Genomic DNA, 23,244 nt, shown 5'->3' with positions numbered 1-23,244 from the left:
GCCAAAAGTATAGGAAGGCCCTTGCAACATTTTCAGCCTTAAAACAGCGTCGGCAACGGCAACAGCTCAATATACACTGCCAGGCCGATCAAAAAACCAATGACCGATGTAATCAATTGGAACATCGCGGTCGCGTTTTTGATTTTATCAAGTGTTGCAGTACCATCACCTGCACTTTGATTGCCGCGATTTGCCCATTTCTGCTTGCTGAGGTGGAAGATCATATACACTTTCACACTCGCGTTGATGATCTGGTTAAAATACAAAATGAACGGCCACGTGATGTCAGGGGCACGCGCATACCGGAACAGAAACAAACACAGCAAAGTACGGCTCAGAACAATCCAGATCACACAATGCAAGATGTAGAGTGGTTCAATAAACAGTGTCAAAATGGCCAAAGCCGGGCTGACCAGCATCGTCCACATTGCAATGCGTTGATCTACCAGACACCACCAAATGAACGGCTTTGCCACGAAGGGACCAAGCGCAATCGTCCGTGATCCGTTGCGCAACATGTTCCCGGACCACCGGCGAAAGTTCTGGACCATACGGCCAGTGCCGGAACCTTCGATCTGCTCAATCGTGTAGACACACGCATCGGGCACGTAGGTCATTTTGGCATGCATCGACAAAAGATAGTACCAACTGCTTTTGTCGTCGCCTGACAGAAACCGAAAGCGTCCCCAAAGCCAGTGATCAAGGTGGTCGGCTTCAATTGTGCGGATGAACTTTTCGTCGATAATGTAGCGGGCGCGAAAAACGCTCTTGCGGCCGGTAAGCGTGAGAACCTTGTCTGACATGGCGTGGCTTTGCATTGCCAATCGGCGTTGCGCAAACCGCATCGACAACCAGTTTTGAATCCATTGCGGGCCGTAACAGATGACTTCTTCGTTTGTCGTCAAAGCTTGCAGGTCAGTATCCGCCCCAAACATTGAACAGGTCTTTTCCAACACGCCGATCCTGTACACCGCGTCGCCATCCATAAATATCACTAGGTCATCAGGGCCAACGCCTGCACGGTTGATCGCGCGCAAAATCATACCGATTACCATACGTTTGCCCAGCTGATTTTGGCGCAAGAAAACGATTTCCGCATCGACATCAGCACCGTGGGTTCGCACGAAATCTATTATGATTTCTTCATCATAGGAAGAACCTGTCCCAATCCAAAGCGTCGTGGGAATCCCCTCGCGTCTAATTTGCCCAAGTATGGATCCGATAACCCGCCGTGTGATTGCGGCTTCTTCAAAATAAGTGGTCATTTGAATGTGCAAATGCGGCGGTCGCCAGCCCGCTTGCCAAACAGCATTTACGCGTGCCCGCATTTTGGGGAATCTGGACCACGCAAAAATCTCCGCACGGACTGCATGGGTAAACCACCACCCGAAACGCCAGATGCCCAGGGATCCCATGGCAAAGGTTATGTGGATAAGATTGGGTTCAAAAAAGCTGTTTGGCCAAAAAATCAACGCCGCAATCAACAATGCCAATAGGGTAGTAAACTGCGCGATCCGGTGCGGCGACCACTTGTCAAATCCAGTCGGTGACGGCCCCGAAAGGCTGCGCAACCATCCATCCAAGTGCTTTTCGAATGCATAAACCGTTTTAGGAGCGTCCATTGTCACGCTCAAACCAAGAGGCAAAGAGCCCGCGTTTCAATCGGATGCGCGCGGGGGCGTTGCGCCGAAACCACTTACGGGTCTTTTTCAGGCCTGCACCATCGGCTTGAATGGTTATTACCATGCCAAATTTGTCGGGTTGGGCGATGTCTGTCCCAGCCTGAATGTCAATGACTTGGCCCTGATTGTGTTTGGTTTGGCCACGAAAAACATACGAAATGTCTGCAGTCATTCCAATATGCACAGTTGTGGCCATGCTGTCGTCGATCCAGCCCACGGCCATGCGCGGGGTGTTGTCTTCGATTTCAACAACAAGGTCATCGCGTGCAATATAGCTGCCTTTAAGGGCATACACCCCGAACACAGTTCCCTCGAATTTTGCGCGAACAACCAATTCGTCGGCTGCGGCTTTTCGGTGGCGCAATTCGCGTTTCCAGCGACGCAGATCCAAATCCCGTTCGGTGACAGTTTCCTCAAGCGTGTCGAGCATATCAAAGTACCCCATCGCATTGGGGTCACGTTGGTGTTCAAAGTTGTACAGCGCCAGACGCGCGATTTCGATCTGGTCAGGATAGACCAAGACATGTCGGTCATTGATGCGCCACGGTATCCACAACGTTTGGAACCTGGCCAAAAGCGCCGCATGTTGTGCCTTGCGTTTCAGGCGATGTTCCGCAACCCGATTTCGTTCAATGCGCAGGCGCCGCTCTGCCAGAAGGACTTCTGCACGCACGTCCTCTACATCGCTTTCGCGGTCGGGGTCTTCGATGTGCGCCAGAATATCGCCTGGTTTGACCTGATCGCCAACCGCCACGTTGATACGCGTCAGATACCCTGCTTCAGGCGCTTTGTATTCGGTGATCGGGGCAACAAAACGGGCATCATCCAACTGAACATGCGACAGCCGTTGCCAAATTTGTCCCCCCAGAAACAAAACCAGAAAAGCAGCCCCCGCAAGATAGAACGCAACATTCCAAAGAGCCCGCAACAGGCGCGGTTTTGCCTTGGCTTGACCTGCCGTTTCTTCTTGTTCCGTCTCGCCCATCGGGACCAGATCAACGGGCGTATCCAGACTGGTTATGATGTCGTTTGTCGACACCATTTGGCCGGACAAAACACCCTTATAGAAGGCGCCAAGGGTCTCCCGTTGGCGAACGGTCAATTTGTGAAAAGTGTAATGCCCCGGCACATCGGTGGCCTTGAGCACGACAGGAAAGGAGACATCCACGCCTTGAAAGGGAACCGAAAGATAAATGTCACCAGAAAGATCATCGTCATCCGGCGCAAGCCATACTCCGGTCAAAGACCAACGGTCAGCAATCAATTTGCAGCCGTTTTCCTTATGTAAATGCAACGGTGCTGCCACTGAAAAGGACAGCTCCGGCATTGGACATTCGTGACGAATGTTCATTGCATACTCCAAGTTTATACAAGCACGCTGGCGACTCTCACTTGAAGTTTGTATTCATTTTTACAGAGTTATTTGGGGACGCAGCGGTTCAGTATTCCGCGCCTTTTCATAGGCCACCCTACCCTTAAGTATAGAATTTGGCCTTCAACGCAGTTTGTGTGTCTGGCCATGCAGCTTTGACAGCATTGGCATGATATTGCGCATCATCACTGTTCCCTGACTTAACGGCCTGTTCCAAACCGCGTAACACAGCTTGAAATTGATGTGCCCCGATCATGCCAGACGACCCGATGGATTTGTGGGTCTTCTCTGCCAAAGTAGCCATATCATTTTCCTTTATCAGGTGAGGGATCTCGCCAATAAGCGCTGAAATTTCGGCTTGGTAGTCTGACACGAGTTTCTGAAGTTTCGCAGGCTTCAGCAGGTTTTCCAAATCCGAAAAGGTACTTTCATCAATTGCTTGACCGGTGTGTGTGGGCCCATTTGAATATTGGTACAAATTGTCGCCTTGAACCGCCATCAGTAACGCACCCAGCAACGTCGATTGCGAAATGGGTTTGCTTAGGACTGTGTTCATTCCGGCAGCAAGAAACCGAGCTTGTTCGTCGGCCAGTGCATGGGCCGTCAGACCAATTATTTCTGATTTTTGATTGCGACCGGAGTTTGCCCGAATAATTTCAGTAGCGTCCACGCCGTTCATCACCGGCATGCTTATATCCATCAAAATGGCTGCATATTGGCGCATATTTGCAAGGTCGACGGCTTCTTGTCCGTTGTGTGCTTCGTACACGATCAAGCCGTTGGCCTTTAGCATTTCATGCACGATAAACCGGTTGATTTCGTTGTCTTCCACCAAAAGTATCTCTTTGCCCTTCAACGCGGACATATCGACCTTGGGTTCAGTTATCTGTGCTACCGGTTTGGCCAAGGTGTCGGATTTGAAGGGTATGGTGACCGTGAATGTCGACCCAATCCCGACCTGACTTTGCAGCGAAATGGAACCTCCCATCATGTCGACCAGCTGTTTGCAAATCGCAAGACCCAGACCAGCGCCAGATGCGAAACGGTCATAGGACCGTTCTTGCGTATAGAACCGGTCAAAAACATGGGCTTGATCTTCGGTGCGAATTCCAACACCGGTGTCCGTGACCGAAAACTCCAGAAGCGACTGGCCATCGTGATCAATGGATGTGTTCGCGTGCAGTGTGACGATACCGTCTGTCGTAAATTTCAACGCGTTGCTGATAAGGTTGTAGGTCACTTGGCGCATACGGCGTTCATCTAAAAGAACCGCATTCTTAGGCATTTTTTTGAGATCAATTTTGAGCGTATTTCCCTGCCCTTCAGCCGTTGCTTCATTCTCGGTAATCACGTCTGAAAAGAACTGGCCAAGGTCAAAGCTGTCTTCGACCAATTCCATTTTGGCCGCATCCATTCGGGAAATATCAAGGACGTCATTGACGTGGTGCAGTAAAATGTCGCCCGAGCGTTTTGCAATATCAAGATAACTGCGTTGCTTTATGGTGATCTTGGAATTGCCTAGCAATTCAAGCGTGCCAAAGATGCCGTTCAAAGGGGTACGCATTTCATGGCTCATAACGGCCAAGAAGTTCGATTTTGCCTTTTCCGCAGCAAGCGCTTCGTCGCGCGCGGCTTTCAGGTTCTCTTCGGCAGCCACACGTTCGGTAATATCGCGCAGATACGATATAAAGATTGTGCCACGATGGTCAGAGGCCATGCCAATCGAGATTTCCACAGGAAACTCTTCGCCCGATTTACGAAGCGCCGTTATTTCTATTCGCCCTTTGCCAACCAAATGCGGTTCTTTGGTTCTGTTAAACCGTTCCATTCCGGCGATATGGGCGTCGCGCAGATGCTCCGGAACGATCATTTCTGACATGTCCTGCCCCACCGCCTCGGCGGCATTGTATCCAAAAACGGTTTCGGCGGCCTCGTTGAATTCCAAAATTATGCCATCGGCATTCGCAACAACAATCGCGTCCAATGAAACATCAAAAGTCGATTTCAAACGGGCATTGGCGTGCGCAACAGCCTTTGATGCCTCATGGCGCAGACGGTATTGGCGCACAATCACGAATAAAACGAAGCACAGGAAAAGGATCGTGGCAAGGCTGATCACCGCTGCTGCAAGCAGCAAACGGACGAGCGTTGCGCGTTCAGCGTCCGCGGCTTGGGATCGCAAACCGATACCCGTCAATGCGATTGCGTGTGCTTCATCGCGAATGCGCCTTAGATCAGAAATCAATGGCTGCAAGTTGGCCACAAGGTTTGCATCCGTCCCGTCAATGATCTCTGTCAGCTTTAACATACAGCGTTCAAGCGTTACGAGTTGTTCGTTAAAAACGCTATCCCTGCGTATCTCAGCGAAAACAGGTGCGTCACGCAAAGTACTGGTACGGCTGTAAAGATTATCAAATCGGCGGCGAATTTCGCTTACATCCTTGGTCTCCGACTGCGCGGCCAACAAGGATTCATCCATCAAAACCAACACATCAACTTCGACTTGCGACAAGGTCCATGTCAGATTGTCACCAGGCGCTCCGCGAAGTTGGTTCATACGTTGGGCAATGCCCAAAGCCAACGCCGCCAGCACAACGATTCCAATCAGAATGATCGCAAGCGGCCAAAAACGCCGCAATTTGTCTTTCTTGTCAAACACGACCAAGGTCTTTCCAGGCGCATTGGGCATCCAGATGCCCTTCAGTTAGCAATTTCTATTCGGTCCAACTGCCAGATCGAACGTGAATAGACCACTTCTGTACGATATTTCGCATCATCATCGTAGGGGTAAACGACCCAAAGCGGACCCTTGCCACGGGCGGACATTTCCTCTCCGTTCATAAAGTAGGCCACAATCGGAGCGTCTGCCGATACTCCGTCTGCGGGGATTTCCACTTTGTAATCATTTGACGCAATCGCACGAACAGCGGCACCTGTTGCACCGGCATAGGTCAACACGTCGCGCAGGCTCACTCCGGTAAATTCAACATCACCCTCAATCCAAATCGTGGAAGTCGTGAAAATTTGGGTTTCCAATGACTGCAAAATATCAAGATCCAACGTCACGGTTCCATCGACAGCACCCGCGGTCTGATGTTCCAGTTCCCCCGAAATCGTCAGAAGAACCGGGCCTTTTGGTGCCGCAAGAACTTCAGCGAATGCGGGAAATGCCGTCAACGAAAGGGCAGTTACGGTGGCATACAACGTATTAATCAAGGACATGTCGGTTCCGATCTTGAGAATAGTTGCGACCGGAATTAACAGCGGAACCTTAAATCCCCGAATCATCAGAGGTATAGAAGGCTATACTTTAGTATAGTACCCCCCTGTAGGATTGCCCTTCAGTAGATGAAACGGATGGTTGCCGCTTCCTGTTTTTCCGATTTCGGAAGGCGCAATTTAATGCGAACAATTTGACCGATTGGCAATCCCGACAGCGACAACGCCCATCTATTGCTGCGCAGGTTTGCAGCCACCCGATTGGATTTAACCAGTTTCGTCCGTGTCTTTTCACCAGCTCCGTCAATGATTTCAACAAGCAATTGTCCGGTGTCGGTTCCTTCTGTCACAATCTCAAGTCCTTGAACATCTTCCATCGAAACACTGTGTTCGATGCTGATCCAGTCCTTGCCAATACGCGCATCAAAGCCTTCGATGTGTGACACCAACGCGGCAGATTTCAGGACACCCAAAATCTGGCGCAACCCGTTTACATCAGTCAGTGGCGCAGAATACGGCGCTTCCCAAACGACGGTCGTGTAAGATGTACTGGCCAAGGCCCCACTGCGAATAAACGCTTCCATAGAGCCCACTAGCCCCCCACCCGTCACCGAGAAATTGTCGACATGGACATCCATCATGAAGGCCAACGCATCCGCAACCCGGTAGGCGTCGCGTTGGTAACGATCCGAAAACTGGTGCCAACAAGCGCCAGTTTTTCCAACTCAGGTGCCGCACCAAGCAAGGACGCAGCACTGCCTTGTATGGCGTATTGGGGCGCAGGAACGGTTTCCGTCTTGGGACGTTTTCCGCAGGCGTCTTTGACAACACCGGCCAAAGACCCTTTTTCGTCGTAGGTCCCTGCTGAAGTAATCCGCGCCAAGTTGGCGTCGATTGCCCCCTTGCCCATCGCAGCATTCAGATGCGCGACCGACACCGCAGCCCCCATGGGCGTCCAATGCGTATCGCATGCGAAATAGTAATCTGCCGCCAAGGGGCTTTGTGCAACACGCGATAAATCAGGTGCTACTATTCCCGCAGTATTCAGGGCTGCAATATACGTGCTGAACCCGTCTTGCAAAGCAGGCAGCTCCGCGTCCAAGGGCATGCCCACCACATCAAGGGCAGACTTTGGTACAAAAAGCGGACGTGGAGGAGCCGCCAGAACAACCAGATCAATGGCGTGCTTTTCAAACTCGGCCCTGATGTCGTGCCACAGTGCAACGGCTTCGTCCGAAACCGCGTATTTGTTCCTGAGCTGGTCCTGACCAACGATCCAACCTGACGAGGTGTCCGAATAAAACGGTCCTCGTTTTTGATACTTCTTGGGCAGTTGGTCCTTTATGGCCAAGCTTTCGCAATATGGCGTGGCATACCTCGGGGGGACCAGTGGGTATCATCCCGCATGAAGCCGGTCTGCACGGCTTTGATCGCGCCAAAGGCGTCCAAAGCAGCGACATCCAAGTCCGCAAGCAATGACATAAAATGCAAGCGCCGATGTTGCACGTCATCGGGGCGAACCTGCCGCAACATTTGTGCAAACACATCCGCTTTGTCTGGCACGATGACAGGAACAAGTACGGTGCCCTGCTGCTTCATCACAGATTGCACCCGCGCAATCTCTGTCGCGGCACGGGACATGTTGGCATGAAATTCTTCCGTTACTTCCAACTCTTCCGCCGTGAACAGCCAACCATCCTTGCCAACGATTACTCCGGTTTTGGCTTGTCCAAACACTGCGTATTTGAAAGTACCCATGAACGCCAAGATCAACGGACAGTTTGCGTGACGGGCGCACACCAACAGCAAATGATCCCACAACCAAATTGGTCAGGTCAGGTTGAAAAGCGTACCCATACCGGTGCACCTGCGTTTGGCCGCGATTGTAGGTTTTGTTGGAATGCAAACCGGATTACCGATAACCTTCGGTGCCCGCCGCGAACCCGAACATCATTTGCGGATTCAGGTCACTTGTGCCGAATTTTCGGATTGATCTAACATCAATTCCAAAGCCTTCGTTTTTGCCGTTTGCAGCATCCCCAATGACCGCACCAAGGTTCAATTCATATGACACTTTCTTGGACACGAACACATTGGCGTAGCCTGCGAGATGGGCGCGGGTGTCTGGACTATCATTTTCGAGAAGTGCCAAGATACCCTATCGATTTTGGTCCATCACACGTCCGTGATGCGCCATTAGATAAGACGCGGTTACGTCACCCGTCCCCCGGAACACCGCAAACTCTGTGACCTGCTGTTTGCCTTTGTGACCGTAATGGACACCATCCACGGCCAAATCGGCCACCCATTTATGCGGGTCGGAAAAACGCATTCGTCCAACTGTAACGCGGGCTTGCGCAGCCACCTTGAACGAAACAAAAGCTTCTTTAGTCTTCCATTGGGTCGCAAGGTCATATCTGCGGTCCTGCGTGGACTTTGACCGCGTGTCCAATTCAGCGTGACCAAACGCAATCACGGCACGTCCCAAATCAGCGCGACCTACAAACCCCAGATACAGGGCGTATTCTTCGGTATGGTCATCAATACCGTCATCGCGGCGCCGGTTATTTTCGCTTTGATACCGAAAGCTTGAATATATCGAATAAGACAGGTGCTACCCGATGTCGTGTTTGGTCTTTTTCCGCTTTTCAGCATTGAAAACCGTCGATGGCTGCATGGGTTTGGCGCTTTTTGTGCCTGCACGACCAAGGTCAGGCGTCAACATCATCACACTTGCCAACAAGGCAACGACACGCCCTGTCCTTTTGTCACTCATCATCATTTTCTCAGTCCTCACACTGAAAGCGATGAGTGATAGGTAACCAAAGCCAAGAATTTCAGGCAGGCTTGCAAAGGTCTATTTATTCGGCAATTTGCCAAGAGATGCTATGCTTTGGGATAGGATGACGGACACAGATGACGGACACACAAGGCCCGCTAAGCCAAGATGTCCAAAGGTGCATGGAAGCAAAAGCGAACCGGCCTCGGGCAGCCAATTACAAAAACTGCTGGCAGCGTCAGGAATTCAGAAGCTCTTCAAGCTCTGCGTTGAAGTCGTCCAATGGCTTCGAAGGGTCCAGATGCGTCACACGGTCAAGGCGCACGTTGACGTGACGACGTCCTTTCTTGATGCCTAGAAAACTCCAGAACCCATCGTATCTGGCGGTTTGAAATTTACCCAAGCCATCAATGCGCAAAACCATAACAGGCGTATCGGGCGCATACCCCATGATGTCATGAACCCCCGACAGGCCCGGCTTGATGATCTCGCGTTCCTGCCTGCGCACGCGGCCCGCTGGAAACAGCAAAATGCAGCTGCCGTTTTCCATCACCTTGTGAATGATCCCAAGCGTGTCTTCTTTGCGTTTTTGACGCTTTTCGGCAGGCCATTTTCTTGGGGAACTCATAGGGATCGCCGACACCACATGCATGGGCAGCCACTGCAACCAGCTGTAGTATTCGTTGTAATGCACAGTGGGGCGCAATCGCGCCGTGGTGTAAAGGATCGCGGCCAACATGGGGCCATCGTGGCGACTGACGTGGGTGGACAGGATCAAAGCCCCAGGCGTGTCTTGCAACAAGTGCTTGTTTGAGCAGCTGACATTGTAAAACAACGCATAGTAGGTGCGCACCAGAATAAACAGGAAATGCCGCATGAAACGGCCCAATGTCGCGTCCAGAAAACGTCTCATACGTGGAACCTGTGATGCACTTGATAACCCTCAACTTCTTTTGTGACGATGCTAGCAGACAATCGCGCCGACCAGCAAACCATTGCGTCCGGTTTTGGCGTTTTTGTTACGTCGTTGGCGGTGCGTGCCACGCCCTGCGAAACGCGCGCGCCCCTCACCCGCATCCTTCGGCGGTTTTGCCCTGCCCCTCTTGCACCATCGCTTTGCCACGTTTACCTGTGAGCCATGCGTATTTCCCCTGCCCTCCTGTTGGCTCTGTGGCCCGTGTCGTTCAGCACCCAAGCGGTGGCACATCCGCATATTTTTGTGGATACCCGCTTTGAAGTTCTGGTGGACGCTCAAAACAACGTCACCCATATCCGGGTGTCATGGTCTTACGACGATCTCTATTCCTTGTTGCTGGCAGAAGATTTCGACATTGATCAAGATGGCGACGGGACGCTAACCCCAAAAGAGACGGCCTTGATCACCGGCTTCGATATGAAATGGATCCCCGGATACGATGGTGATCTGGATGCCATATCGGCGGGACGCAAACTAAAGCTGTCAGCCCCGATGGATTACACCGCAGATATGACTGATGGCATCATCACAACCACACATTTGCGTGCTGTGGAAGATGCCCCGACCCTGACCGAGACATTGACGCTAAAGCCTTATGATGCGGGCTTTTACACCGCATACGACGTCACCCAACCCACAATCATCACCGGGGGTGTTGGGTGTCGGGAAAACTTGATCACCCCTGATATTGATGCGGCACTGGAAGAGATGCGCACCCAAATTGCGCAGCTTGATCCCAATGTGGATCTGGAAGGTGAAGGGTTTCCGACCTTGGGTGAGAAATTTGCCCCAACAATCGAAATCACATGTCCCGCAATCTGATCTTTGCACTGGCCGCAGCGCTTGCGCTTTGCCTATTGGCCTTTCTATGGGGCACAGGCGGGTTGGACCGTTTGGCGATTTGGGCGGCTGAGGCCCAACGGGACTTTCAAAACCAAATCGCCCGTACGCTGCGCGGTTTGCGGGCAGGCACACCCGGTGCGCTTATCGGACTGCTCACAGCCTGTTTTGCATACGGTTTCTTTCACGCCATCGGGCCCGGCCACGGGAAGGTTTTGATTGGCGGCTACGGGCTTGGGGTGCGTGTTTCGGTTTGGCGTTTATCTTCAATTAGCCTGGCTGCGAGCCTTGGCCAAGCCGTCAGCGCCATTGTTTTGGTGTATACTGGGGTTCTGGTGCTGTCATTGGGCCGCGACGTTCTGACCGACACCGCGGATCAGATCATGGCACCCGTCAGCTACGCTGCCATCGGCTTGATCGGGCTGTGGTTGGTGTGGCGCGGAGTCCGGCACGCCCGCACAGCCGGGCACGTGCACGTGGGCGTTGGCGCTACCTGTTCAACATGCGGTCATGCACATGGCCCCACCCCGGAACAGGTTGCAAAAGCAGGATCCCTGCGCGAGGCGGCCCTGTTGATCGCCGGTATCGCGATCCGCCCCTGCACGGGTGCGCTGTTTGTGCTGTTGATTACCTGGCAGATGGGCATCCCGATGGCTGGCATTGTTGGCACCTTCGCCATGGCCATCGGCACAGCGCTTGTGACAATCGCAACTGGGTGGGCCGCCGTGTCTGTACGCCGCGGATTGCTGGCAGGGTTTTCCGGCAGCCGAATGCTTAGCCGCGCAGTCCCCCTGATCGAAATATCGGCAGGTTTGGTGGTCGCCGCAATTGCAGGTGGCTTGCTGATGCGCAGTTTCTGAACAAACAGTTAATGCCAACAGGACAAGGGCTTAGATCAAGCCGTTAAAGCGTTCTGGCAGCTTGTACTGGGTGTTATATTCCGGCCGGTCAAAGTGGAAAAAACCTGTCTCGCCGCGTGGTTTGAAACTGCGGCGCATTTTGCGGCGCAAGGGATGCATATTAAAGTCACCTTGCAGCTCCAACTCTGCAAAAGCTTCAAAAACTGCTCGGTCTTCGCCACGCGCCTCTGCGAACCAGTGGCGTCCGATAGATGCGTCTTTGATGCTTGCCTGCACAGAGGCCGTGACATCGTTACGATGATCCATAACGCCGACATACGCCCCGAAATCGCAGAATTTCAGATGCATCAAGAACAATTCATCAGGTGCATGTACCTTGTCATACTGGGTAAAGTGCCCCCCCCGTGCGATTTTCACAGGGGCCGAGACGATGCACGGCTTGGAATAATGTGGCGCAGGACGCACATAGCGGCGCGGCCCCAGAATAACGTCATCAATCGCATCAGGTTCCAGATCAATGCGATGAATGACCTCAAGCCCCAAAGGCGTGATCACGCGCCCTTCCGGTGCATCCTTTACGAAATCCAACAAGCTGCCGCCCAAATCGGGATCAACAACGACAAGTTCATCCACATCGCCAACAATCACATGTTTATAGTAGCGACGTAGCCCGCCTACGATATTGTTCAGCAACCCCCAGCGTTTGACGTCGAAGTTACGGTGCGGATCGCCTGGAATACCGATGATATTGCAGCCTTCGGCCAGTGCCGCGACCTCTGCGCCACGGCCATGGTTGACGATGTAGCAATTCTCGCGGCCAAACATTTCACCGTAATGACGCAACCACGCCTTCAGAAAGAACGCATCGTCCCGCACCATCGTCACAGCTGCCACAGTCTGCATCGCCAACCCCTTATATCCGCGCTTTGTCACGCTTTGTCTCGCACAGTACCGCTTTGACTGATAAAAGAGAATCCTAAATTTCACGCAAAGATGCCAGTCCCATGCCCCTGCCCCAAACCTTCGCAACCACCGGTTTTCACGCCATCACATCAGGTGAAAAGATAACGCGATATCAAGTGCTTGGGGAACGGTCATCGGGAACAAACTTTGTCAAACGCCTGCTGGGACGCAACAGTCCATTGACCCCGACCGAAGGTTTGGGCTGGAAACACAGCTTTGCGAACATGCGCGCAATCCCCGCCGATCTGGCTGTTGTTTGCGTGGTACGCGACCCCGTGGATTGGGTGCGATCCATGCACGCAAAACCGTGGCATACGACACCGGCCATGCAATCGTTGCCCTTCTCTGATTTCATACGCAGCCCTTGGGACACGATCATAGATCGACCACGTTACTTTGATGGCGAAACTGAGACGTTGGGGCAGCCGCTGCAACACGACCGTGATCCGATGACCGGCAAACGTTTCGATACACTGTTTGCGTTGCGCACCGCAAAGCTGCGCGGGTTACTGAGCTATCTGAACCGTGATTGCACCTGCATTGTATTGCGCCTGGAAACCACCGTGACCGCACCACAGGCCACACTGGAACAGGTGGCACAGACGCTGGGCTTTACATCACCACACGATAAATTCCGTCCGGTGATGAAGCGCTTAGGCGCAAAGTTTAAACCATCGGTTGATGCACGCCCCGACACACCAAAAACGCTGTCACAAAGTGATGTATCATTTTTGAAAACAGAACTGGACCTGAATTTGGAAAACAGCCTCGGGTACTGCCTGTAGGACCCAAACACTGTAAAAAAACCATCATTTCAGGCGGCTTTCCCCGAAGGGAAAATTGTCACATTCTTCGTATTTTTGGTAATTCGCAGTGGCGCGGTTGACGGGGCTCGAACCCGCGACCTCCGGCGTGACAGGCCGGCACTCTAACCAACTGAGCTACAACCGCACACTGCGTGTTGTGGGTTCTATGGCGAGTGCTGGGGCGCGTCAAGCGGGGAAATCGACAAATTTGCAGTTTTTTTACAAAGGCTAAAATCAGTTCCTTAAGACCGCTTGCTGAGGTGCCAATCGATGCGCATTTCGACGACGGTGTCGCCCTCTTCGTCTTGGATATCCACCTGAACTTCAAAGGAAACTTTGCCGACCTTTTCCAGTTCGTCCAAAAGGGCTGCACTGGGTTGGGACGTCTTGCCATGGGCTGTCAAAGTGCCCTTTGCAATTTTGGTAAACGCAATTTCCGCCTTGGCCGCCACGGGACGCACCTGCAAGATCACAGGCGCCATTGCACCGGCCATTGCAGCCCCAGAAGCCGCCTCACCCAAGGTGAACATTGCGCCTGCATGTTGGGTGGAAATGTGGTTGGACGTTTCCTTGCGTTGCGTCATGCGCGCCGATGCAACACCATCGCCGACCTCAAGCAATTCGATACCTACGTGGTTTTGAAACGGCACGACCTGCCCCAGTTGCGCTTTGATTACGTCATACGGGTTCATCTGAATATCTCCTATTTTTCAAAAGGTTAGAAAGGGCGAGACACCAGGTCAACCGTTCCCTCACGGCACCCTACCTTGCGATGACGATGTCAGCCTTCAGACCACCAAGACGTTCCGATCCCCCCAAACGCAACACCCCGCCGTGGGCGCGTGCCACATCCGTCGCAATGGCAAGGCCCAAGCCCACACTGCCGCCCTTGTCCTGATTGCGGGCCGCGTCCAGACGGCTAAAGGGGCGCTGTGCTTCGGCGCGACGGTCTTCGGGGATGCCAGGCCCGTTGTCTTCAACCCGGATTCGCAGGGATTTCTCCGTCAGGTCAAACGACACTTCGGCTTTTGTGCCGTAGCGCACAGCATTGCCGATCAAGTTTCCCACCGCGCGGCGCATGGCCCCTGCCCGCAGCATGACGTCTCCTGTCCCCTGAGCATGGACCAACGACACGTTCTGTCCGGCCCGTTGTGCGTCCTCGACAACCGATGCCATCCAAGCCGGTATATCCACAGGTTCCTGTTCGCCCTCATGGGCCCCTTTGGAGAAATCCAAAAACGCATCAATCATCGACTGCATTTCCGCGACGTCTTGTTCCAGTGGTTCGCGTTCGGCGTCGTCCAGCATGGACAGCGCAAGACGCATGCGGGTCAAAGGGGTGCGCAAATCATGGCTGACACCGGACAACATCAATGTGCGCGTTTCAATCTGACGTTCAATCCTGTTCCGCATGCTTAAAAAAGCCGTGCCCGCTGCGCGAACTTCTGTTGCCCCCGATGGCGCATAAGGCGTACTTTGCCCGCGGCCAAAAGCATCTGCCGCCATCGCCAGACGTTTGATCGGCCGCAACTGGTTGCGCAAATAAATCAAGGCGATGATCGTGAAGACAATGCTGAAAAACACCATATTCACAAGCAATTGGTGCGGATTGGCTGCCGATATCCTCCGCCTGTCAAACACCAGCTCATAGGCACCAGAGGGCAAGTCCAACACAAGGCGAACCATCTTGCTGTTCCTCAGATCCACCGTGGCCACTTCTGGCATGACGCGATTGAGCCGTGAAATGATCACGCGGCCGGTAAAATCATCCCAATTGCGGCCATCAGCTTCGCGCAACGCATCCGGCGCAACCAATCGCGCCTGAATGGCCAGCTCTGGCAAATCACGGGCCACCGCGTCCACCCCCTGATTTTCAATCAAATGTGACACCAGCCGCAATTCACGCACCACCGCATCCGACATCTGCAAAGTCACGTCTTCAAAGTGACGTTGTGTGAAGACGACACCCACAACAATCTGCAACACCACGACCGGCAGCAACAGAATAAGAGCAGCACGGCCATACAAGCTGCGGGGCATATAGTGTTTGAGCCATGCGAAAGACATAAGGTAGACCTTAACCACCATAAACGTGCTGCGAAAGGGCGGGCGATGACACCACCAGATGATTTTGATCCCGAAATTGGCGCAGCTGTTGCGTTGGAACCCGGGTTGCGCCGGATCGTGGCACCAAACCCGTCTCCCATGACCTACCGTGGCACAAACACCTATCTGTTGGGGAACACCGACATCGCGGTCATCGACCCCGGCCCAGCCAGTGACGCACATCTTCAGGCGATTCTGGATGCCGTCGGCCCCGACCAGCGCATCAGCCACATAATCGTCACCCACACCCATCTGGATCACTCTCCCCTTGCACGCCCACTTGCAGATGCCTGTGATGCGCCCGTTCTGGCCTTTGGTGGCCCATCAGCCGGACGGTCAGACACAATGACCCAGTTTGCAGCCACCGGTTACGCAGGCGGCGGCGAAGGGGTCGATATGGACTTTGAACCCGATGTCATCCTTAGGGATTCAGACGTCATTTCCACCCAAGACTGGCGCCTTGAGGTGCTGCACACACCGGGCCACATCGGCAATCATATCAGTTTGGGGTGGAACGATGCCTGTCTTACCGCCGATCATGTGATGGGGTGGGCCAGTTCGCTGGTGTCCCCCCCCGATGGGGATTTGACCGATTTCATGGCGTCCTGTGCCAAGTTGCAAGCCCGCCCGTGGCGCATATTCTATCCCGGTCACGGGGCCCCTGTGACAAATCCCGCGGACCGGCTTCAATGGTTGATAGATCACCGCACAGCCCGGGAAACGGCCATTTTGCAAGCTTTGGCAACTGGACACAAAACAGCGCACGCATTGGCATTGCAGATCTACACAGAAACGCCCCCCGCCCTGCTTGGCGCGGCCACCCGTAATGTTCTAGCGCATCTCATTGATCTTATGGGAAAAAATTTAGTCACACCAAATGGCCGCCTTTCCGCAGACACAGTTTTCACGCGACAAACATGAAACATGGATTTTTTTGGGATTCATCGGAAAAATCCACTGGACGGGGTAAAAGCACCTTGCTATATCGCACGGACCGTTCCGGCGTAGCTCAGCGGTAGAGCAGTTGACTGTTAATCAATTTGTCGTAGGTTCGATCCCTACCGCCGGAGCCATAATAAGCCACCAAGTTCAATGACTTGGTGGCTTATTTGCTTTCTGGGCCGTGACCGAAATTTGTCCACGGAAGCACTACGGAAGCACTCTGCGGATCTTTTCGACGTGCTAAATGCGCAACACCCCAAGACGCCAAAAAATGTCTCAGCGGAAATCAGGGTAGTTTAGGCCTTGCGAAAGAGACCGTGATCATGAAGTTCTCCAGCGCCCCTCTACTTTCGGCGATGAGCGTACTTTGCTGCGAACGCCTCACGCGCTCTTTGACGCTCTTGTTCGTCTGGAATTACTTTTGGGCTCTTCTTAGCAGAATGAGATGCAACAACTAGCGATTGCTTGAATGGTGGTCTCAGTTTTGATGGCCACCTCGGGGTTTCTAGTTTTGCAACCGAAGAACCATCAGTAAATCTGTTCCTCAATGCTAGGTAGCGTTCAATAGCGGCCTCTGTCGCAGCTTGCTGGTTATGATGCTTGAGGTTTTTGCGTGATACCCGCTTCTTAACTCTGTTGGGGTCCACAGCTTTTGATGCATCTAAAGGCTGCCGACGCCTTGCATGATTCTCAGATGAAGTGACTATCTCAAGATTTTCGGGCCTGTTGTCGCTAGGATCATGGTTGATATGATCAACGTGAGCCTCTCTGTTGACCCAGTTTCCTAGCGTGCTGGCTGCAATTATTCTATGCAGCCCGGTAACGGTCCAACCCTCTGGCCCCAAGAGCCGCACGTTCCTATATCGCTTCCCGTCGTGGTTCTCTTGGCCTTCGAAGTATTCCAACCGGCCTGCATCAAGTTCCGCAAGCACATCCTCCAGCGGCGGTAAGGCTAGTTCGTGGTCGTATCTTTCCATTTACTAACTGCTATCCCCAAGATTGGTCCGCAAAAAGACGTTGCGCCTGCGAGCGTTGCAACAGGGAAACGTACGCTACGGTTACAGCGTAAAATTGTGCATATAGGTTATCTGGTGTCGAGTTATTTCTGCAAGTGCGGTTCAAGATTTTTTGGGCTGCATACAAACCCAACCAACCAAACATTATCTGATTTCGAAAACTCAATAGCATTGGACATACTAGGCTCCAAGAAGTGGTCCGATGCAGGGCAGCATCAGTTAAAATGATCAGTTCTATCCAGTCAAGAACGGCCCAAAGTGGATGAGGTGGGTGGCACCTGCTCCACCGGCATCGAATGTGCCAAAGTGCAGTTACGTTGAACTGTTAGGAATGGAGCCACCCAATGACAGTTAAAACCATCGGTCTAGATTTGGCCAAGGATGTATTTCAAGTGCATGGCATATCCGAGAACGGACGTGTCATTTTCAACAAATCGATCAAACGGGCAAAGCTGCTCGCTTTCTTTGAAGCATTGCCGACATGTAGAGTTGGAATGGAGGCCTGTGGATCGTCCCACTACTGGGGTCGTACGTTGCGACAGCTCGGTCACGATGTTCGTTTGATGCCAGCGAACTACGTGAAGCCGTATGTCAAACGCGGCAAGACGGATGCGGCAGATGCCGAGGCAATCTGCGAAGCTGTCAGGCGTCCGACAATGCGCTTTGTCGAAATCAAGACCGAGGATCAACAGGCACTACTGTCGATCCACCGTACCCGAGATTTGGCAGTCCGACAGCGCACCCAGATGGCTAATGTGATCCGCAGTCTCCTTCGCGAGTTTGGGCATGTTCTACCGCTCGGGGTTGAAGCGGTCACTGCGTTCGCAAAACGTCATCTAGATGGTGATCGCCCGGATATGCCCGATATTGCGAAAGGTATGTTGGGTATACAGTGCTATCAGTTCATCGGTTTGAACGAACGTATTGCAGGATATTCTAAGATGATTGAACAGCACGCTATTTCGAGTTCTGATGCACGCAGATTAATGCGCATGCCAGGCATTGGCCCAATCACGGCATCTGCGATTGTTGCGACCATAGGCGATGCCCAACAGTTCCGAACAGGCCGCGACTTCGCAGCTTGGCTTGGCCTAACCCCACTCAATAAATCCAGCGGTGGAAAGGAACGATTGGGCAAGATTACGAAGAAGGGCGATCGCTACATTCGCAAACTGTTGGTCGTTGGTATGACGTCGCGCGCCGTGATGGCGAAACGTTCCCCAGAAAAAGTCGACCTTTGGACAGCCAAGATCATTGCCGACAAGCCATTCCGACTGGCGACAACGGCGATGGCCAACAAAGCAGCTCGGATCATCTGGGCGATGCTTACGAAGAAACAGGAATATCGGCAGCCAGCGTTCTAAAGCGCGGGTCGTCTACGAGATGCAAGACGTTGAAGTGATGATGCGGAATTAAGTCAACCATAAGCAAGGACACTCCGGGAATGTCTGCGGCCCAACGAGGTCGTTTAGCCGTATGGAACCTCGCTTGCGGAACTCATCAGGGCCAGTGGAGGCAATGCCGAAACATAAACAGGCCGGACACACGACTGTACTGACGAAATTTTCGCAAACAGCACAACAAAACGCTTGCAATGCAGGTGCCACCCACACACGACCTTCGAGGTTTGCACTAATGCCGCGAAGCAGCAATCTAATTGATCAACGTTGATCGGCGAAGTGAACGCAGTTCGTGGTCATTCGCAACGGCCAACAGAATAACAGCAAAACACAACCATGACTTGCGCAGGAGGGAAGGTTAGCATTTATAGGGATTAGGAAATTTTTAGGTAATTGATATGACGATTAAAACAATAAAAGACCCAATACACGGCTTCATCGACTTCGAGGGTGATTTTGAGAATGAACTCAGGCAACTACTCGACGATCCTTTTTTCTTGCGCCTACGTAAAGTCAAACAGCTGGGTTTTTCAGACCACATATTTCCCTCAGCGACACATACTAGGTTCTCCCATTCCTTGGGGGTGTACTGTGTAGCTCGGAGAATGCTCGGGATTGTTGAACCTGAGGCAGGTCCAGATAATTGGAGTAAAAAAGGAAAAGCATGCCTAGCGGCAGCCCTACTTCACGATGTCGGGCATGGGATGTTTAGTCACGCGTTTGAGGGAGCAATGAAGAATTTCCTTGAAGAAACCACTCTATCTGAAGGGAAGGATAGTGCGCTTCGTGCCGCAGTGAGCCACGAGAAGATAAGCGAGCGGATAATCATGGAATCTTCCGTTGCGGACACGCTTAAAGGAATTGGGGGCGAAGAATTCCCCAAGCTCGTTTCCGATATGGTTCGTGGCAAGGATAAAACTTGTATTTATACTTCCATTGTTTCAAGCCAACTAGATGCAGACAGGCTCGATTATATCTTGCGGGACCCCTATTTTGCAGGGGTCTCTTCGGGTCGAATCGATATTGATTGGATTCTTAAGAACCTTCGATACTCTGATGTTGGGAATCTTTTCTATTTTGACAGCAAGGCTTACATCTCCATGGAGCAGTTTGCCGTTAGCCTTTTTCAGCTGTACCCAACGATTTATCTTCACAAAAAAACTCGAGCTTTAGAAAATATGTTCTCTAAAATGTTGTGTCGCATTTTTGAGCTGATTTCAGATGGCAAGTCGTCCGATGCAGGCATCTCGAAAAATCACCCGTTTGCGCAATTCTTCAGCGATCCTTCAAGTCTTGATAACTCTCTATTACTCGACGACACGGTACTGTGGGGGAGCATGTATCAATTTAGAAGCTGCGACGACGAGAGTGTTAGAAATCTAGCAATTGCAATTTCAAATCGCAAAATAGATAAAATGGTCGACCTTTGGCGGCTTGCAGATGAGTTATACTCCGAGCTTGGTCTGGAGAGTAAATATACTGCAAAGAGCCGTGTTGAAATTCTCAATGAGATCTGCCCGATGGCATTTGAAAAGTTATGTGAGAAACACTTAGATTGGAAACCACATCTGTTCTATGACAATTACTCGAGAAAAGTCTATTCTCCGGCGTCTAGCGGTAAAGGCAGCCCCCAGCAAATCAATATCAATATTGGTGGCAATTTCGTAGACATATTCGACATATCTCCAATTGTTGCAAGCTCGGCGAGCTTCCACATCCATCGTCTATACTTCGATCCCGATAGATTTACAGAGGTTGCGGACCTAAAAGCCGCACTAAGAGAAACACTTAAGGACGCACTATTCAAGCTTAAATTTCCCACAGATAAAGCTGCCGAGCCATCATGAAATTCAAATCCCGCAACCTTAGAGCAATTGCGAATATGGTAATCGGCGATAGTGACCACTTTCCTTATCGGTCTAGCTTTTACATTACGCAATTTTTTGAAGAATGTGACCTTGAATTCGTTCACGACGGATCAACAAGAGCAATTTGGACATCTGAGCGGTTGCTCGAATTACTAGAAGATCCGCAACCTGCAGCGTTTCATTTACCTGCTAGGTTTTTGATAGTTCTCCGAAGCTTGTTGGATCAGAGAGAAGCAGAGGATAATGATCCCGGACGTCAACTGGCATTGGCCTCCCTAAACCAACCACTCATGCGTGAAGGGTTCGAAGCATATTTCGACGAGGACCGTATACTTCAGGCACGGCATATCGGTAGCAAGATTGTTTCTGCGGCGACGAACCTTCATCGACCTTTAACTCCAAAAGAAGCCGAGCGTAAAAAGCTGCTAAATTCTTATCTTGATCGGTGCAGTGAAGACGAGTTGATCGAGGAAATTTTACTTCCGCTATTTCGGCAGCAGGGCTTTCATAGAATCTCGGCCGCAGGTCACTCAGACAAAACGCTTGAATACGGGAAAGACGTATGGATGCGTTTTGTTCTCCCTACTCAGCATGTTTTATATTTTGGAATACAAGCCAAGAAAGGCAAACTTGACTCAGCCGGTGCGACGAAAGGGTCAAATGCAAATGTTGCCGAGATTTATAACCAAGTATTAATGATGTTGGGACACGAAATATTCGATCCAGAAACAAACAAGAAGGCCCTAGTTGACCACGCGTTCATAATTGCTGGTGGCACAATTACAAAACAAGCCAAAAACTGGCTCGGTGGAAAGCTTGATGCTTCAAAGCGTAGTCAAATCCTATTTATGGATCGATACGACATTATGGACTTATACGTGACAATGAATGTTCCGCTGCCGCATGGAGCATTGCCGAAAGCGGCAACGGATGATGACGAAATCCCATTTTGATTAGCGATTCTCTCGGACATAATTCAAGTTTTTGGCTTGCAGGACGCGCCCGCAGCGAAGGGCCGGTTTCCGCCCAATCTAGACCGTAAACATCGCTAACAAGGTTATTGTTTTTACATCCCAACTACTTTGACTGCTTCCGGCAGTCTTTCGCCCCCAGCGTTTCCAAATTACCAGACATTTACGCGAAAGGGTGCAAATGTCCGCACATTGGCGGACATTTGTCGGCTTTTGCGCGTGATTGCTCGCTTTCCAGAAAATTCAGGAACTCAAGCGGCATCCGGTATAGAGCAAGGTGAGACAGAACGTGCGCATGTAGGCAGGTTGGTCAATTGCTGCTTTGATAAATCGCGCCCGTTCCTCGGCGTTCAAATACAGCCGCTCATTGTGCTGATTGTACAGCCGCATGTGAGACGTGTTGGTGTTGTAAGTCGTATCCATCACCTCCGGGTTATGGGGTGTTCAAGGGTCAGAATCTTGATGTGGACTCTTTATGCAACAGTATTACCAATACTGTTGCGCCGCTCTAAATCTCATTCATTAACGGTGTATGCGGTAATGCTAACCCGACCAATTTCCGCAATCAAGGCCTCTAAACCCTTGAACAGCCTCATTGTACATTATTGGTAATAGTGTTGCACGCTGGGGCCTGTGGATAGCGGGCTAAGTGACAGTGATTTGACGGTTTCACCAGCGTTCTCAATGGGCACATTCGACAGGGAGAAACCACATATGAAAGTCATCTCAATCGCCGCGTTTGCTGGGACCATAGCCCTTTCGGGCTGCCTCAATCCAGCTACCAACCAACAGGTCCGCGCCCTGAGCTATCAAGAGGTCACACAAGCCATCCCAATTGGGTCAAGCAAAGACCATGTGACCAAGGTTCTGGGCAAACCCACCAACATCAACTCCTTCAATGGTGAGGAACGATGGGCCTTTGTCGATGCACAGAATAACTTGGCCAAAGGCCTCAACCCCTTCAATGCGTCGATGGGTCTGAGCAAAAAAGGCATCATCGTGACCTTTAACCTCTCAGGCCGGGTCAAACGCGTCGATCAGACGTCATTCAACTTGTGAGGGGCAGCTATGAAACCGAAACTACTCCTACCACTGCTCTCATTGCTGGTTCTATCTTCAACAGCCTTTGCACAGGAACAAACCGCTCAAGCTGACAGTTCTGTTTCTTGCAAGGCGAAGTCGACAACCTTACGCTTTCCTTGAGGTCCTTTGCCTCCCGACGCAGTTCTTTGACCTCATCTGTGGTCGCAGCGCGCGCCGTGTCTCCAGCCAGCCGCTTCTTCCCGGCTTCCATGAAATCCTTTGACCATTTGTAGTAAATGCCTTGCGAAATCCCCTCACGGCGGCACAGCTCTGCAATGCTATCCTCGCCACGCAGGCCATCCAGCACGATCCTGATCTTCTCTTCGGATGAATAATGCTTGCGCGTCGCGCGCTTGATGTC

At 51.8% G+C, this 23,244-nt stretch carries 23 protein-coding genes, 2 tRNA genes and 1 pseudogene; 9 read left to right on the top strand and 17 right to left on the bottom strand.

Annotated features, from left to right (window positions below; genetic code table 11):
• Window positions 1-38: 38 nt before the first annotated feature.
• From ABJL60_RS02035 to ABJL60_RS01985, 11 genes are all read right to left on the bottom strand, one after another.
• A complete protein-coding gene (locus ABJL60_RS02035; RefSeq protein WP_348376558.1) occupies window positions 39-1,328 on the bottom strand; it encodes a glycosyltransferase in 1,290 nt (429 codons plus the stop codon).
• Between the two features lie 280 nt (window positions 1,329-1,608).
• Complete coding sequence (locus ABJL60_RS02030) at window positions 1,609-3,033, bottom strand: biotin/lipoyl-binding protein (RefSeq protein ID WP_348373951.1); 1,425 nt, start codon at window positions 3,031-3,033, stop codon at window positions 1,609-1,611.
• Window positions 3,034-3,157: 124 nt separating this feature from the next.
• Window positions 3,158-5,743: an ATP-binding protein gene (locus ABJL60_RS02025; protein WP_348373952.1), complete on the bottom strand. Its 2,586-nt coding sequence runs from the start codon at window positions 5,741-5,743 to the stop codon at window positions 3,158-3,160.
• 11 nt (window positions 5,744-5,754) lie between these two features.
• On the bottom strand, window positions 5,755-6,276 hold the full coding sequence (locus tag ABJL60_RS02020; protein WP_108827807.1) for a molybdopterin-dependent oxidoreductase: 522 nt from the start codon (window positions 6,274-6,276) through the stop codon (window positions 5,755-5,757).
• 119 nt (window positions 6,277-6,395) lie between these two features.
• Complete coding sequence (locus ABJL60_RS02015; protein WP_348373953.1) at window positions 6,396-6,914, bottom strand: hypothetical protein; 519 nt, start codon at window positions 6,912-6,914, stop codon at window positions 6,396-6,398.
• The gene (locus ABJL60_RS02010; protein ID WP_348373954.1) at window positions 6,911-7,624 is read right to left on the bottom strand and encodes a hypothetical protein; all 714 of its coding nucleotides are present in this window, start codon (window positions 7,622-7,624) and stop codon (window positions 6,911-6,913) included. Before ABJL60_RS02010 ends, ABJL60_RS02015 begins: the two co-directional genes overlap by 4 nt.
• The gene (locus ABJL60_RS02005) at window positions 7,615-8,031 is read right to left on the bottom strand and encodes a hypothetical protein (protein WP_348373955.1); all 417 of its coding nucleotides are present in this window, start codon (window positions 8,029-8,031) and stop codon (window positions 7,615-7,617) included. The genes ABJL60_RS02010 and ABJL60_RS02005 overlap by 10 nt, the downstream gene beginning before the upstream one ends.
• Window positions 8,032-8,185: 154 nt before the next feature.
• Window positions 8,186-8,425 carry a hypothetical protein gene (locus ABJL60_RS02000; protein WP_348373956.1) on the bottom strand — a complete coding sequence of 80 codons (240 nt, stop codon included), beginning with the start codon at window positions 8,423-8,425 and terminating at the stop codon, window positions 8,186-8,188.
• 6 nt (window positions 8,426-8,431) lie between these two features.
• Window positions 8,432-8,761: a hypothetical protein gene (locus ABJL60_RS01995; protein ID WP_348373957.1), complete on the bottom strand. Its 330-nt coding sequence runs from the start codon at window positions 8,759-8,761 to the stop codon at window positions 8,432-8,434.
• Between the two features lie 126 nt (window positions 8,762-8,887).
• Window positions 8,888-9,055 (bottom strand): hypothetical protein, encoded by a 168-nt coding sequence (locus tag ABJL60_RS01990; protein ID WP_348373958.1) that lies wholly within the window; start codon window positions 9,053-9,055, stop codon window positions 8,888-8,890.
• Window positions 9,056-9,290: 235 nt separating this feature from the next.
• Entirely contained in the window at window positions 9,291-9,965 is a 675-nt protein-coding gene (locus ABJL60_RS01985) for a 1-acyl-sn-glycerol-3-phosphate acyltransferase (RefSeq protein ID WP_348289354.1), read from the bottom strand.
• Window positions 9,966-10,190: 225 nt separating this feature from the next.
• Between ABJL60_RS01985 and ABJL60_RS01980 the strand changes: the two genes are divergently transcribed.
• Window positions 10,191-10,850: a DUF1007 family protein gene (locus ABJL60_RS01980; RefSeq protein ID WP_348289356.1), complete on the top strand. Its 660-nt coding sequence runs from the start codon at window positions 10,191-10,193 to the stop codon at window positions 10,848-10,850.
• On the top strand, window positions 10,835-11,728 hold the full coding sequence (locus tag ABJL60_RS01975; protein WP_348289358.1) for a hypothetical protein: 894 nt from the start codon (window positions 10,835-10,837) through the stop codon (window positions 11,726-11,728). The genes ABJL60_RS01980 and ABJL60_RS01975 overlap by 16 nt, the downstream gene beginning before the upstream one ends.
• Window positions 11,729-11,758: 30 nt before the next feature.
• Here the strand turns inward: ABJL60_RS01975 and ABJL60_RS01970 are convergent, their stop codons facing one another.
• Window positions 11,759-12,631 carry a glycosyltransferase family 2 protein gene (locus ABJL60_RS01970; RefSeq protein ID WP_348373959.1) on the bottom strand — a complete coding sequence of 291 codons (873 nt, stop codon included), beginning with the start codon at window positions 12,629-12,631 and terminating at the stop codon, window positions 11,759-11,761.
• 101 nt (window positions 12,632-12,732) lie between these two features.
• On the opposite strand from ABJL60_RS01970, the gene ABJL60_RS01965 reads away from it, so the two are divergent.
• Entirely contained in the window at window positions 12,733-13,476 is a 744-nt protein-coding gene (locus ABJL60_RS01965; RefSeq protein ID WP_348373960.1) for a hypothetical protein, read from the top strand.
• Between the two features lie 89 nt (window positions 13,477-13,565).
• On the opposite strand, the gene ABJL60_RS01960 is transcribed toward ABJL60_RS01965, so the two are convergent.
• The 3 genes from ABJL60_RS01960 to ABJL60_RS01950 all read right to left on the bottom strand — a co-directional run bounded on the left by ABJL60_RS01960 (window position 13,566) and on the right by ABJL60_RS01950 (window position 15,564).
• Window positions 13,566-13,642: transfer RNA gene (locus ABJL60_RS01960), tRNA-Asp, on the bottom strand.
• Window positions 13,643-13,739: 97 nt separating this feature from the next.
• Window positions 13,740-14,189, bottom strand: coding sequence for a DUF4442 domain-containing protein (locus tag ABJL60_RS01955; protein ID WP_348373961.1), 450 nt, complete (start codon window positions 14,187-14,189; stop codon window positions 13,740-13,742).
• A 70-nt stretch (window positions 14,190-14,259) separates the two neighbouring features.
• Window positions 14,260-15,564: an ATP-binding protein gene (locus ABJL60_RS01950; protein ID WP_348373962.1), complete on the bottom strand. Its 1,305-nt coding sequence runs from the start codon at window positions 15,562-15,564 to the stop codon at window positions 14,260-14,262.
• A 45-nt stretch (window positions 15,565-15,609) separates the two neighbouring features.
• On the opposite strand from ABJL60_RS01950, the gene ABJL60_RS01945 reads away from it, so the two are divergent.
• Entirely contained in the window at window positions 15,610-16,524 is a 915-nt protein-coding gene (locus ABJL60_RS01945) for an MBL fold metallo-hydrolase (protein WP_348373963.1), read from the top strand.
• Window positions 16,525-16,601: 77 nt separating this feature from the next.
• Window positions 16,602-16,676, top strand: a tRNA-Asn gene (locus ABJL60_RS01940).
• 213 nt (window positions 16,677-16,889) lie between these two features.
• Here the strand turns inward: ABJL60_RS01940 and ABJL60_RS01935 are convergent.
• The gene (locus tag ABJL60_RS01935) at window positions 16,890-17,522 is read right to left on the bottom strand and encodes an HNH endonuclease signature motif containing protein (RefSeq protein WP_348373964.1); all 633 of its coding nucleotides are present in this window, start codon (window positions 17,520-17,522) and stop codon (window positions 16,890-16,892) included.
• 383 nt (window positions 17,523-17,905) lie between these two features.
• Here ABJL60_RS01935 and ABJL60_RS01930 point away from each other — a divergent pair, with 383 nt between their 5' ends.
• From ABJL60_RS01930 to bamE, 4 genes are all read left to right on the top strand, one after another.
• Entirely contained in the window at window positions 17,906-18,925 is a 1,020-nt protein-coding gene (locus ABJL60_RS01930) for an IS110 family transposase (RefSeq protein WP_348373965.1), read from the top strand.
• Between the two features lie 434 nt (window positions 18,926-19,359).
• The gene (locus ABJL60_RS01925; RefSeq protein WP_348373966.1) at window positions 19,360-20,808 is read left to right on the top strand and encodes an HD domain-containing protein; all 1,449 of its coding nucleotides are present in this window, start codon (window positions 19,360-19,362) and stop codon (window positions 20,806-20,808) included.
• Window positions 20,805-21,782, top strand: a complete 978-nt coding sequence (locus tag ABJL60_RS01920) for a hypothetical protein (protein WP_348373967.1) — start codon at window positions 20,805-20,807, stop codon at window positions 21,780-21,782. The genes ABJL60_RS01925 and ABJL60_RS01920 overlap by 4 nt, the downstream gene beginning before the upstream one ends.
• Window positions 21,783-22,514: 732 nt before the next feature.
• On the top strand, window positions 22,515-22,859 hold the full coding sequence (gene bamE, locus ABJL60_RS01915) for an outer membrane protein assembly factor BamE (RefSeq protein ID WP_348373968.1): 345 nt from the start codon (window positions 22,515-22,517) through the stop codon (window positions 22,857-22,859).
• A 136-nt stretch (window positions 22,860-22,995) separates the two neighbouring features.
• On the opposite strand, the pseudogene ABJL60_RS01910 reads toward bamE, so the two are convergent.
• Window positions 22,996-23,244, bottom strand: a pseudogene (locus ABJL60_RS01910) (transposase); the annotation flags it as partial.

The organism is Ascidiaceihabitans sp. (assembly GCF_039986515.1).
In the GTDB taxonomy this organism is placed as follows: domain Bacteria; phylum Pseudomonadota; class Alphaproteobacteria; order Rhodobacterales; family Rhodobacteraceae; genus Ascidiaceihabitans.
This window is presented reverse-complemented; position numbering and strand designations above follow the sequence as displayed.